Genomic DNA, 12,033 nt, shown 5'->3' on the forward strand with positions numbered 1-12,033 from the left:
CGAAGCGCTTACTCACTATTGTGGCGCCAAGGCCTTTGCTCAACCTCGCACCTTCTATACAAATAGCCCATATCAGCGACCTTCGAGGCCGCAGGACGTCACCGACTCAATCATCAGCACCAGCCTGACAAGCGATCAGCTTTCAAACAGCCAACATCTATTGGCGCAGCGGTTGTTATTGAATATTTATGAGCAAGACCTGGTCTTTTTACCCAAGCCGCCGATGGAACTGGATCTCAAGGAATTCAAGAATTTCTACGACCCACAGCAAGTAGCCTGCGGTAAAAAGATCCGTCCGCTGCTGGAGCACTACCTGTACAACTGGCTCAAGGAAGAGGTCCACATCAACGGTCCCTGGTGCCTGGACTCCTTCGTGGCCCACACCGACAAGGTACTGGATGACGTCGCCCAGTCCGAATCCAAACTCTATGAGGTGCTGACCACCAGCCGCCAACCAAAACGTGCCGCCAAGTTTTTCATGACTCAATGCGCAGGCGACTTTCTCAGTGAAGCCTCGGCCATGGCGCGCAATGTGCTGGGCAACTGCGGTGTTTACACCAGCGAGCTGTTCAAGATTCTGATCGACGAGTATGGCTACGGCATCGACAAAAAAAAGCACAGCACCATTTTTGAAGACATGCTCAAGGACCTGGGCATGTCGCATCACGTGCACTACTACTGGCAGTTCTACACCGCCGGCTCGCTATCGCTCACCAACTATTTCCACTACGTTTCGGCCAACCATGGTGAGCTGTTCCGGTATATCGGCGCTATGTACTACACCGAAGCCACGCTGGCCCTGACGACCAAGCATCAGTCACGCGCCATCAAGACCATCTTCGACGGCACTGTCTCCACCGAATACTTCGATGAACATTCACACATTGATGTCCATCACGGAAGAATGGCCCTCCAGCGCCTGATCCTTCCCATGATCAAGCAATTCGGCAACAAGATAATCCCCGACCTTATCCGCGGTTTTGAAGAATTCAAGTTACTTCAGGACATCGCCGACGAAGAACTCTATGCCCATATCAAATGGCATGACGAGATGGACGAACATCGTGCACAGGCCACTGCCCTCCAGGGCCGCAAGCCGGTGGACCTGACGATTACCGAGTCTGAACATGAGCTTTCGGTATTACACACCCACCCCAATGATGAGCTGTTCTGGGTCGAATCAGGCGAACTGGATTTTGTCGCCAGCCCCGAACTGACCGTCCGCCTCAAGGCCGGGGAAGGTGTCGTGATCCCCAAGGGAATGATTCATGGCACGTACATCATCAGCAAGTCCTGCACTTACACCGTCACGGCCATTTGAGTAAGTAGTCCAATGAAAGCCATCAGCCTGAACATCACCCACACCAACTATGTGGCCGTGGAGGAGAAAACCTACTTTCTCAAGCGTCACGCTTATTCGACCCAACTGCTGCCAACGGCGTGCCCCCATCGCGGTGGCCCGTTGCACATGGGCGAAGTGACGGGCGACGGACAAAGTGTGATCTGCCCGTGGCACGACAACGCTTACAAGGTATGCAACCTGGAAAAGAAGTCTCTGCCCACCGTCCGCGTCAGAAACCAGATCAGTACCGTCGTGGGTGACACCGAGCGGTGCGTGCCTTTACTTAAAATCTCTCGTTACGATTGATGGATCCCATGACTAATAAATCAACACTTGCAGCGTTCTACTCGATCGTGACCCTCTTCACCGGCCTGGACATGGCAATTGTCATTGCCATGGTCTGGTTCGGCCTGGAGACCACCGGCTCGACGTTTCTGGTCGGCGCAACCTTATGTGTGGCGACGGTGGTGCCTTATTTGTGCGAACAGTACATAGGCAAGTTTTTCACCATAGAACTGAGCATGAAACGGCTGTTGTACATTCGCCTGACAGCGTTCGCCGCCGTGCTGGGGCTGTCGTTTACCGACGCCGCCCTGCTGCCGATCGGCTTCCTGGCCATCGCCTTTGTGGTGGGTGTCACCGACTACTTCACCATCAGCACCCTGGAGTCGAAAAACACCAAGCTGGTGCTGGCCGGCCTGACCAACAGCGACACCTCGGCGCGGTTGATGCAAACCTCCATCCAGATCGGCGCCTTTGGCGGTGCCCTCTTGGGCGGGGTGATTGTGGATGTGTTCTCGGTCAACCAGACCCTGCAGATCATCAGCCTGGGCGCGATCCTTTCGCTGGTGGCCATGCTCTTCGTGGCCGCAACCCCCACCGCCGATGCCCCCGAGCACGCAGCAGACGTCAACACCGCTCAGCCACTGTACCTGCCGCGAAACCTCTACATCCTGATCATCGTGCTGAGCATGATCGGTTTCCATATCGGCGCGTTCAACAGCCTGGTGCCCATCGTTTTTCAAAAGCTCAATGAGTGGAATGCCACCCTGTTTGGCGTGGCCAGCGGCCTGGCGGGCCTGGGTGCATTCAGCGCGGCGGTGTTGCCACGTATCAAGCTCAACAGCTACAGCGCCATCTTGCTGGTGATACTGGCCGACGTGGCGATCGTCTACTTCCAGAACCTCTACGTGATGATGGCGGCCGCCTTCCTGCTGGGCTTCAGCATCAACAGCCTGCGGATCCAGTTGCGTAAAACCCTGATCGAGTCGGCGCCCAACGCACGGATAGCCGACGTGATCGCCGCCAAAAGCTCGCTCTACTACCTGCTGGTCAGTGGCTCGGCGCCGATGATCCTGACGTTCTTCACCACCGCAGGGTTCCTGGGGCTCGAAGGGGCACGCCTGTTGATGATCGTCTCCGCCGCCCTCTTGGCCGCTGCCGTACTGGCGTGGAATCTCACCCCGGCAGTCTCGGCCACCGCCACCACTGAATAAGGAGTGCATGACTTGAAAACCGTACTGATTGTTGACCCGTTCTCCACGGGCAAACTCTATGCCCCTTTGCTCAATGCTCAGGGCGTGCGTTGCATTGCCGTGATCTCCACGCGCAATTTGCCCGAGCACTTCAGCAATGACCTGATCACGGAAAATTTCCAGGAGGTTTACTACTGGGAAGAGAGCCTGCTGATTACCCTGGAAACCCTGTCGCTGAGCGCGGTGATCGCGGGGTGTGAAACGGCGATCTACCTCACCGATTATCTGACGGAAATTCTCGACATCCCCGGCAACAGCCGAATCACCAGCGACCTTCGTCGCAACAAGTTTTCCATGCAGCAGGCCCTGAAAAAACACCAGCTGGCAAACATTGCCTCACAGCTGTTGAGTTCGCCGACCCGCATTGCAGAGGTGGTGGCCTCGCTGGATCCCACAGCCACCTACGTGGTCAAGCCGCTGAATTCGGCAGCGACCGAGGGCGTGGTGTTTGCCCAAGGCAAGAATGAAGTAGAAGCCGCATTGAACAACGCGGCCTGGCAGCAAAAGAATGACCTGGGAGAAATCAACCTCGGCTTTATCGTGCAGCCGTTCGTATCGGGCCCGGAGTACGTCGTCGATATGGTCGCGTTTGCTGGAACGTACATTATTGCCTCGGTGTGCAAATACACCAAGATTCAGAAAAACGGCAGCATGTTTGTCTACGAAAGCCTGGACACCCTCGATCCCCAGGCACCGGACCTGCAACCCCTGATCGACTATGCCCGCCAAGCGGCAGCGGCCTTGAGCATCAAGGTTGGCCCGATTCACATGGAAATCATCTGGTCCGATGCCGGTCCCGTGATGATTGAAGCCGGTGGTCGGTTGCACGGCGGCATCGCACCGCAGCTGTTTCAACAGGTGTACCAACCCGACTTGCTGTCGCTGGCCATTGACTGCTATCTGGAACGCCCACGCCCCCAGGTTGATGCTGTCAGCCAGACCAGCCATGGCCGCATCGGCTTCTTCTGCTCCGACGAAAGCCGCACCTTCCGTGCGCCATCGCCGCAGGTATTGCAGAGCGCGGTTGAGGATGTTGCCTATTGCGGTCACCGGTACTTCATCAGCCCAGGCGACACCACCCCGATCACAATCGACTTCGCCACCTGCCCTGGCCTGTTCTGGTTGCAGCATCCCTCGGCCCCGCAACTGGACATCAGTACCGACAATCTACGCAAAAAGTTATGGTGTTAAGTTTATGAAAAGTCGCTTGATCATAAGAAAGTCAGCCAGTGACCTGGGCATCAATAACGCGTGTGCCGCCGTTATCGAAGGCATTACAGTGTCTGATGATCAGAGTTTCGTGGGCGTCCTGCAAAGCAACTTGAATCACGTTGCGTCCCACCTGAACGAGCTGGACTCGAACATCGTTTACAACGGCTTTACCAAGCAACTTAAAAAGCTCGGTTATGAAAACACCGTCAGTGCCAACGAAAAACTGCTCCGGCGCTTCATCGCCAAGGGCGTCCACCCCATCAACAATATCGTGGATGCCTATAACGCCGTGGCAATTCGGCATGGGCTCAGCATCGGCGTGCACACCTATCATCAGCAGGATGATATTTACGTCATGCGCTCGGAGAAACCCAGGGCTTTCCGCCCGCTTTTCGCCAAGAAGGACGTCACGATTCCCGTCGGTGATATCATCTATACCTGCGGTGACGTGCCCTTGGCGAGCATCGGCAAGGTCGACGCCGATGCCCATGACTTCAGGCTGACGAAAGAGTCGTCAAGCCTGCTGGTGGTGGTATTGGGACATGACGACACGCCGTTCGAGTTCAATCAGGCGGTTATTGAAGAACTGGTCGACACCCTTCGCCAGAGAATGCCAGCCTTGAGTCATCACTTTCTCGAAACCGTACACGATCTGGAATACGGCTAACCTCAGGAATCATGTAGCCGCAGCCGCGTACCTCGGCTGCTGCGGCTACATTTCTAGCGCCAGGCCTTCAGTACTGGGTTTACCACCACTTCACTCACATGCTCGATCTTCAGCAGGTTTTCCTTGAAGACCATCAGTTCTTCAAAGTTCCTGTATTTGACGTCGAGCATCATGTCTACATCGCCAAACAGCGAATAAGCGTGAACCACCTCGCGATACTGGTAGATCTTCGGAAACACTAGATGGCAACTGCTGCCATTGAGCTTCAACATCAAAAACGCTGATTGCTCTGCTTCATCATCCTCAGCAACACTGATGGTAAAGCCCAGGATAATGCCCTTATCGATCAGCTTTTGAACGCGCGACTCCACAGCGGTTCTAGACTTGTGAACTTGTCGCGCAAGCTGCGCCAGGCTGACCCTGGAGTCATCCTTCAAGGCAGCAATTATCAGTTCATCAACCTTGTCCACTCTACCGCCCCCACATTTATCTTTTCTATAGCAGACTTTCATTACCGATCACACACATACCATTGGCCGCACTTGCTAGCACGGCGCTAAAGGTCAGACTGGTGGCTTTACCATGGACTTAAAGGTAGCCAATCGCTCAACGTCGCAGATTTTACCCCGTGGGGAGCCCCGAGGTGAGCTTAAATCTGTTCGCTTCACCGCTGCTGCTTTGGTGAAGTGTCCGCGGCACTTGGGCCGACAGTTTCTTCGGTGCTCGATCACCGCAGCAGCTTCCGGCGGATTTGGAAGGTGCTGATCACTGAGTCGATCGATTGCACTACGCAGACGCCCCACCAGCACCACCTCGCGATAGCTGTCACGCTCGGGGCTTTCTCCGTCGGGGGCAATCGTGGGTCCGTAGACGTGGGTGTAACCCAGTTCGCCCAACCATCCGAGGGCTTCTTGTCCCAACTGGTCTTCGGTCATTACTGCATCAGTCCCTTTTAAATTCTCGAAATGAGTCAGCGGCCTGCTGCCCAATCAGGCATTTCACCCAGCCTCACAGGTCTGGTCGTCTACTTGCTTTCCTTGACCACCCACTGTGCACCTCGTGCAGTCAATCGGTACTTCTGTGCCGGACTGCGTGGCGAATCGGGATGTGTCATTTCGATCAGTCCGGCAGCCAATGCGGGGTTCAGGTAGTTGTTGCGGAAGGTAGGGCGGTGCGCCAGTCGCAAGTGCTGCATCAGTTCCCCCGCTTTGAGGGCAACGCTACCGTCCATGACTTGAAGCAGTCGGGCTACTTGGTCGCTAACTTGATCGCCTACTTGATCGCTTGCCGGGTCGTCCTGCGCTGTATCCAGCAAGGCCTGTTGCAACGCCTGCAACATAAACTCCACAAATGGCGTGGCCTCGGCCTGTTGATCGGCTGCGGCCAGTGCGGCGTAATAGGTGTCCTGTTGCTCGCAAATCACTGTCTCCACCGGCAGCCAGGCCAGTACGGGACGCCATTGGCTGAGTATCAGCGTTTGCCATAAGCGCCCCATTCGCCCATTGCCATCGGCGAACGGATGGATGAACTCGAATTCATAGTGGAATACGCAGCTGGCAATCAGTGGATGCAGGTCGGTACCGGACAGCCAGCCGAGCAGATCATCCACCAGCGTTGGCACACGGCTGGGCGGCGGGGCCATATGCACCAGCGTCTCCCCTCGATAGATGCCTACCCCACCACGTCGGAACTGCCCGGCGTCGTCAATCAGTCCGTGCATCAGCAAGCCATGGGCTTCGAACAGCTGCTGCCGAGACGCAGGCTGCCAACCGGGCATCGCCTCATAGGCCGCAAAAGCATTACGCACTTCCTGGATCTCACGTGGCAGGCCTAATACCCGTCTGCCGTCCAGCACCGCAGTGACCTGCTCAACACTCAGGGTATTGTTCTCAATGGCCAGCGAGGCCTGGATGGTGCGAATGCGATTGCCCCGACGCAACTGTGGCGTCAGTGTTGCCTCATGTCGTGCCGACAGTCGTCCAACCTGCTCGCTGATCTCGGCAACCAAAGCGAGCATCGAGGGAGTCAGGGTTAACGGTGGCTGGTAGCGACTCATGGGGCTATTCGCTTCCTTGGGCTGGGCGAATGAAAGAACGCTGATTATCGTGTATGTGAGCGCTCTCGGGGTGATTAACCTTCTGGTCACGCCGATACGCTATGGCATTTTCGGGTCCTGCGCCGCCGGAAATGAAGCCGAACTCCACCGCATCAGCCCATATACGGTCCATTGACTGCCCTTCCCCAAAGCGCCCAATCTATCGGGCGCCCGAACGGGCTCGGCGGATGACCCACGCCTCGCCCAAACCCATCGCATCTGTAAGGACACAACCATGAGAAAGTGGCTTTCCCTGCTGTTCGCCGCTGCGGTTTTTCATCACCCCGTCGCCTTCGCCGACTGTGCCAGCTCCCCCAAGCCCGTGACCGAAGCTTTCTATAACTGGTACCTGCAAAGTTTCAGCGATGAAAAAGACCCGCTGACCGATGATATTACGCAGATGAAGCAGTACGTTTCGGACGAACTGATCGGCAAGATCAAAAAGCAGATGGCCAGTCCGGATGGGCTGGAAGAGGACTATTTCATCAAGGCTCAAGACTACATGGAAGAATGGCTCACCCAAATCAAGGTCGGTGAACCGAACGTGCAGGGAGCCTCAGCCAGGGAGCAGGTCACGTTGGGCAATACGCCCGGTACGATCCAGATCATTGATGTGCTGCTGGTCAAGAACAATGGCTGCTGGAAGATCAATGACGTGCTGTCCACAGCGGATCAGAGTGACTGATCGATGGCCGACCGTTTCTTCTGAATCGCCAGGCGCGCTGACGAGCTACTGGACGGTGAGCCGAATAGCTCACACAATCGGCTCACACCCAAGAGCACGACCCCATGGACCACCCTCGCTGGATCTGGCAACAGCCCGATTGGCCGCACTTTCGCTGGCAGTCCGAGCGCTTGTCGCCGCTGTTGCGTGACTGTGTGCTGGCACAAGGTCGGCTGCTTGGGATGTCCAGTTATGCAGGGGCGGAACTGACCGCACAAAGTGAACTGGACTCGTTACTTCAGAACATCGTGACTTCATCCGCCATCGAAGGCGAACAGTTGAATGTGGGTTCGGTCCGCTCTTCGTTGGCCCGACGTCTAGGCCTGGTAGAGACTGACGGCAACCGAGTCAGCAAGCGCAGTGAAGGGTTGGCGGAGTTGATGCTGGATGCCACTCAACACTTCGCTGAACCACTTGATCTCACACGTCTGTTCCGTTGGCATGAATGGTTGTTCCCTGCTCAGGAAGAAGACTTCAACGCGAGGCATATCCGCGTCGGCGCATTGCGCGGCAATGAGCCGATGCAGGTGGTTTCCGGTCGTTTGGACCGACCGATCGTCCACTTCGAGACTCCTGCGCGGGAGGGCATGGAGCAGCAACTGGATGTCTTTCTAGACTGGTTCGAGAGCAGCCGTGCTGACACGCAACTCGATCCCTTGCTGCGTGCAGGTATCGCGCACTTCTGGTTTGTGACCCTCCATCCGTTCGACGATGGCAACGGTCGTTTGACCCGTGCCCTCACTGATTTGGCGCTCGCTCAGGGTGAACACCAGGCCATCCGTTTCTACGTTATGTCCGCCAGTATCCTGGACGACCGCACCGGTTATTACCGGGTTCTGGAAACCTCTCAAAAAGCCACGCTCGATCTCACCGAGTGGCTGGAGTGGTTTCTGCAAACGCTGTTGAAGAGCCTGCAACAGGCAATGGCACGTATCGGCCGGGTGCTCGGCAAGGCGCGTTTCTGGCAGCAGCATCGAGAACAGCCGCTATCTTCAGAGCAAGTCAAAGTGCTCAATCGACTGCTCGATGGCGGTGAGAACGGTTTTGAGGAGAGCATCAGCGCTGCCCAGTATCAGGCTGTGGCAAAAGTCTCCAAAGCCACTGCCACACGCCATCTGGCCGACTTACTGGACAAAGGCTGTCTGGTTCGCCTCCCCGGAGCTGGCCGCAGCACCCGATATCAGGTTAATTATTCGGACAGCACCGGGGCCTGACCCGACGGGAACAGCCCCCTCCATTTGCCCCTCTCCCCCCTATCTGCTAGTGTCGCGCCGGTTTAACGTCTACCGGAAATCGCCGCCATGGCCCGCAAAAAAGCTGCACTGGATTTCGAACAATCCCTCGCTGACCTGCAAACGCTGGTCGAGCGACTGGAGAACGGCGAGCTGTCGCTGGAAGACTCGCTGACGGCTTTCGAGCAAGGCATTGGTCTGACCCGCGATTGCCAGGCTGCGCTGGCGCAGGCCGAGCAGAAGGTTCAGGTACTGCTTGAGCGTGACGGCGAGCTGACCGAGGCTCCCTTTGACGCGGAACAGCCAGAATGATCGCGGCGTATTCGGCCAGCAGCCAGGCCCGGGTCAACGCGGCACTCGAAACCCTATTCAACGCGCCGAGCCCTGAACTCGCACGCTTATATGAGGCCATGCGCTACAGCGTGATGAATGGCGGCAAACGCGTTCGTCCGTTGCTGGCTTACGCCGCCTGCGAAGCGCTGGGCGGTGATGCCGAGCAAGCTAACGGCGCCGCCTGTGCGGTGGAGTTGATCCACGCGTACTCGCTGGTGCACGACGATTTACCGGCGATGGACGACGACGATCTGCGTCGCGGCCAACCGACCACTCACAAAAAATTCGACGAAGCCTGCGCGATTCTCGCCGGTGACGGCCTGCAAAGCCTGGCCTTCAGCGCTTTGCTCGACCCGCGCCTGAACTCAGCCGACGCCGAAATCCGCCTGCAAATGGTCAGCGCCCTGGCGTTGGCGGCGGGCCCGGCCGGGATGGTCGGCGGTCAAGCCATTGACTTGGGTTCGGTCGGCTTGAAGCTTGATCAAAAAGCCCTCGAATACATGCACCGGCACAAGACCGGCGCGTTGATCGAAGCCAGCGTCAAACTCGGTGCCTTGGCCAGTGGCCGCGCCGAGAAAGACGAACTCAAATCCTTGCAGACGTATGCACAGGCCATCGGCCTGGCGTTTCAGGTGCAGGACGACATTCTCGACGTCGAAAGCGATACCGAAACCCTCGGCAAGCGCCAGGGCGCCGATATTGCCCGGGACAAACCGACTTACCCGGCGCTGCTCGGCCTCGACGCGGCCAAGGCTTATGCCCTGGAACTGCGCGATCAGGCCCTGCATGCGCTGCGACCGTTTGACGCGTCGGCCGAGCCGTTACGCGATCTGGCGCGTTATATCGTCGAACGCCGCAGCTGATCCGGCGCTCGTTGCCCACCGCAAATCGGCCAAGTTCCAAGCTCTGCGTGGGCAGCGTGCGATGCATCAGGTAAACTGCCGCATCTTTTATACCTATAACGATTCGCCTGATGCCCACGACGTTTCATGAGATTCCCCGCAAGCGCCCGACCACGCCCCTGCTCGACCGTGCCGACACGCCGGACGGCCTGCGCCGGTTAGGCGAAGCCGAGCTGGAAACCCTGGCCGATGAGTTGCGCCTGGAATTGCTCTACACGGTCGGTCAGACCGGCGGGCATTTCGGTGCCGGCCTGGGTGTCATCGAGCTGACTATCGCGTTGCATTACGTTTTCGACACCCCGGACGACCGGCTGGTGTGGGACGTAGGTCATCAGGCGTATCCGCACAAGATCCTCACCGGTCGCCGCGAGCGCATGGGCACCCTGCGCCAGAAGGACGGCCTTGCGGCCTTCCCGCGTCGTTCCGAGAGCGAGTACGACACCTTTGGTGTCGGCCACTCCAGCACCTCGATCAGCGCAGCGCTGGGCATGGCGATTGCCGCCCGCCTGCAAAACAGTGATCGCAAGGCGATTGCGGTGATCGGCGACGGCGCACTAACCGCGGGCATGGCGTTCGAAGCGCTGAACCACGCGCCGGAAGTCGACGCCAACATGCTGGTGATCCTCAACGACAACGACATGTCGATCTCGCGCAACGTGGGCGGGCTGTCGAATTACCTGGCGAAGATCCTTTCCAGCCGCACTTACGCGAGTATGCGTGAAGGCAGCAAAAAGGTCCTGTCACGCCTGCCCGGCGCCTGGGAAATCGCCCGTCGTACCGAAGAATACGCAAAAGGCATGCTGGTGCCCGGCACCCTGTTTGAAGAGTTGGGCTGGAATTACATCGGCCCGATCGACGGCCATGACCTGCCAACCCTGATCGCCACTCTGCGCAACATGCGTGACCTCAAGGGCCCGCAGTTCCTGCACGTCGTGACCAAGAAAGGCAAAGGCTTCGCCCCGGCGGAAGTCGACCCGATCGGTTACCACGCGATCACCAAACTAGAACCGCTGAACGCTCCGGCCGCTGCGCCGAAAAAAGCCGGCGGGCCGAAGTACTCTGGCGTGTTTGGCGAGTGGCTGTGCGACATGGCCGCCGCTGACCCGCGCCTGGTCGGCATCACCCCGGCGATGAAAGAAGGCTCCGATCTGGTGGCTTTCAGCGAGCGCTTCCCGCTGCGCTATTTCGACGTGGCGATTGCCGAGCAACACGCCGTTACCCTCGCGGCCGGCATGGCCTGCGAAGGCGCCAAACCGGTGGTGGCGATTTACTCGACGTTCCTGCAGCGCGGCTACGACCAGCTGGTTCACGATGTGGCGGTGCAAAACCTCGACGTGCTGTTCGCCATCGACCGTGCAGGTCTGGTGGGCGAAGACGGCCCGACTCACGCGGGCAGTTTCGACCTGTCGTTCCTGCGGTGCATCCCCGGCATGGTGGTGATGACCCCGAGCGACGAAAACGAACTGCGCAAAATGCTCAGCACCGGCCACCTGTATAACGGCCCGGCGGCAGTGCGTTACCCGCGTGGCACAGGGCCAAACGCGACCATCGAGAAGAACCTCGAACCGATTGAAATCGGCAAAGGCGTGATTCGTCGTCAGGGCAGCACCGTTGCCCTGTTGGTGTTCGGCGTGCAACTGGCCGAAGCACTGAAAGTCGCCGAGAAGCTCGATGCGACCGTGGTCGACATGCGTTTCGTCAAGCCACTGGATGAAGCGTTGGTGCGTGAGATCGCCGGCAGCCACGCGCTGCTGGTGACCATCGAAGAAAACGCCATCATGGGCGGTGCCGGTGGCGCGGTCAGCGAGTTCCTCGCCCGCGAAAACCTGCTCAAGCCCGTGCTGCACCTGGGCCTGCCGGACGTCTACGTCGAGCACGCCAAACCGGCGCAAATGCTCGCCGAATGCGGTCTGGATGAAGCGGGTATCGAAGCGTCCATTCGCGAGCGCTTGCAGCTGCTCAACATCTAAATCTCTGGATTCATGCAAAAC

The 12,033-nt window shown here is 58.0% G+C and carries 13 protein-coding genes; 10 read left to right on the forward strand and 3 right to left on the reverse strand.

What is annotated here, in order from left to right:
- The first annotated feature begins 172 nt into the window (after positions 1-172).
- From ACIPIN_RS14370 to ACIPIN_RS14390, 5 genes are read left to right on the forward strand one after another with little or no spacing between them, the layout of a single operon-like run.
- Positions 173-1,321 (forward strand): iron-containing redox enzyme family protein, encoded by a 1,149-nt coding sequence (locus tag ACIPIN_RS14370; protein WP_401119697.1) that lies wholly within the window; start codon positions 173-175, stop codon positions 1,319-1,321.
- Positions 1,322-1,333: 12 nt separating this feature from the next.
- A complete protein-coding gene (locus ACIPIN_RS14375) occupies positions 1,334-1,648 on the forward strand; it encodes a Rieske 2Fe-2S domain-containing protein (protein ID WP_401119698.1) in 315 nt (104 codons plus the stop codon).
- An 8-nt stretch (positions 1,649-1,656) separates the two neighbouring features.
- A complete protein-coding gene (locus ACIPIN_RS14380; protein ID WP_401119700.1) occupies positions 1,657-2,838 on the forward strand; it encodes a hypothetical protein in 1,182 nt (393 codons plus the stop codon).
- Between the two features lie 3 nt (positions 2,839-2,841).
- Positions 2,842-4,068, forward strand: coding sequence for an ATP-grasp domain-containing protein (locus tag ACIPIN_RS14385; RefSeq protein ID WP_401119702.1), 1,227 nt, complete (start codon positions 2,842-2,844; stop codon positions 4,066-4,068).
- Between the two features lie 4 nt (positions 4,069-4,072).
- A complete protein-coding gene (locus ACIPIN_RS14390) occupies positions 4,073-4,756 on the forward strand; it encodes a phenylalanine--tRNA ligase beta subunit-related protein (RefSeq protein ID WP_401119704.1) in 684 nt (227 codons plus the stop codon).
- A 53-nt stretch (positions 4,757-4,809) separates the two neighbouring features.
- On the opposite strand, the gene ACIPIN_RS14395 is transcribed toward ACIPIN_RS14390, so the two are convergent.
- The 3 genes from ACIPIN_RS14395 to ACIPIN_RS14405 form a co-directional block, all read right to left on the reverse strand.
- Positions 4,810-5,226, reverse strand: a complete 417-nt coding sequence (locus ACIPIN_RS14395; RefSeq protein ID WP_401119706.1) for an Lrp/AsnC family transcriptional regulator — start codon at positions 5,224-5,226, stop codon at positions 4,810-4,812.
- Positions 5,227-5,319: 93 nt separating this feature from the next.
- Positions 5,320-5,691, reverse strand: a complete 372-nt coding sequence (locus ACIPIN_RS14400) for a hypothetical protein (RefSeq protein ID WP_401119769.1) — start codon at positions 5,689-5,691, stop codon at positions 5,320-5,322.
- 89 nt (positions 5,692-5,780) lie between these two features.
- Positions 5,781-6,812, reverse strand: coding sequence for a Fic family protein (locus ACIPIN_RS14405; protein WP_401119707.1), 1,032 nt, complete (start codon positions 6,810-6,812; stop codon positions 5,781-5,783).
- A gap of 274 nt (positions 6,813-7,086) precedes the next feature.
- Here ACIPIN_RS14405 and ACIPIN_RS14410 point away from each other — a divergent pair, with 274 nt between their 5' ends.
- The 5 genes from ACIPIN_RS14410 to dxs all read left to right on the forward strand — a co-directional run bounded on the left by ACIPIN_RS14410 (position 7,087) and on the right by dxs (position 12,012).
- Positions 7,087-7,536, forward strand: coding sequence for a DUF3828 domain-containing protein (locus tag ACIPIN_RS14410; protein ID WP_401119708.1), 450 nt, complete (start codon positions 7,087-7,089; stop codon positions 7,534-7,536).
- A 104-nt stretch (positions 7,537-7,640) separates the two neighbouring features.
- On the forward strand, positions 7,641-8,789 hold the full coding sequence (locus tag ACIPIN_RS14415; protein ID WP_401119709.1) for a Fic family protein: 1,149 nt from the start codon (positions 7,641-7,643) through the stop codon (positions 8,787-8,789).
- Positions 8,790-8,876: 87 nt separating this feature from the next.
- Entirely contained in the window at positions 8,877-9,119 is a 243-nt protein-coding gene (locus ACIPIN_RS14420; protein ID WP_019693836.1) for an exodeoxyribonuclease VII small subunit, read from the forward strand.
- Positions 9,116-10,003, forward strand: a complete 888-nt coding sequence (ispA, locus tag ACIPIN_RS14425; protein WP_401119710.1) for a (2E,6E)-farnesyl diphosphate synthase — start codon at positions 9,116-9,118, stop codon at positions 10,001-10,003. The genes ACIPIN_RS14420 and ispA overlap by 4 nt, the downstream gene beginning before the upstream one ends.
- A gap of 110 nt (positions 10,004-10,113) precedes the next feature.
- Positions 10,114-12,012 (forward strand): 1-deoxy-D-xylulose-5-phosphate synthase, encoded by a 1,899-nt coding sequence (gene dxs, locus ACIPIN_RS14430; protein WP_401119712.1) that lies wholly within the window; start codon positions 10,114-10,116, stop codon positions 12,010-12,012.
- The last annotated feature ends 21 nt before the right edge of the window (positions 12,013-12,033 follow it).

The organism is Pseudomonas sp. NPDC087697, assembly GCF_044743155.1.
In the GTDB taxonomy this organism is placed as follows: Bacteria; Pseudomonadota; Gammaproteobacteria; order Pseudomonadales; family Pseudomonadaceae; genus Aquipseudomonas.

Coding starts and splice junctions, on each gene's coding strand:
- ACIPIN_RS14400 (WP_401119769.1), bottom strand. CDS start 5,691: ATGACCGAAGACCAGTTGGGACAAGAAGCCCTCGGATGGTTGGGCGAA.
- ACIPIN_RS14380 (WP_401119700.1), top strand. CDS start 1,657: ATGACTAATAAATCAACACTTGCAGCGTTCTACTCGATCGTGACCCTC.
- dxs (WP_401119712.1), top strand. CDS start 10,114: ATGCCCACGACGTTTCATGAGATTCCCCGCAAGCGCCCGACCACGCCC.
- ACIPIN_RS14410 (WP_401119708.1), top strand. CDS start 7,087: ATGAGAAAGTGGCTTTCCCTGCTGTTCGCCGCTGCGGTTTTTCATCAC.
- ispA (WP_401119710.1), top strand. CDS start 9,116: ATGATCGCGGCGTATTCGGCCAGCAGCCAGGCCCGGGTCAACGCGGCA.
- ACIPIN_RS14420 (WP_019693836.1), top strand. CDS start 8,877: ATGGCCCGCAAAAAAGCTGCACTGGATTTCGAACAATCCCTCGCTGAC.
- ACIPIN_RS14415 (WP_401119709.1), top strand. CDS start 7,641: ATGGACCACCCTCGCTGGATCTGGCAACAGCCCGATTGGCCGCACTTT.
- ACIPIN_RS14390 (WP_401119704.1), top strand. CDS start 4,073: ATGAAAAGTCGCTTGATCATAAGAAAGTCAGCCAGTGACCTGGGCATC.
- ACIPIN_RS14375 (WP_401119698.1), top strand. CDS start 1,334: ATGAAAGCCATCAGCCTGAACATCACCCACACCAACTATGTGGCCGTG.
- ACIPIN_RS14405 (WP_401119707.1), bottom strand. CDS start 6,812: ATGAGTCGCTACCAGCCACCGTTAACCCTGACTCCCTCGATGCTCGCT.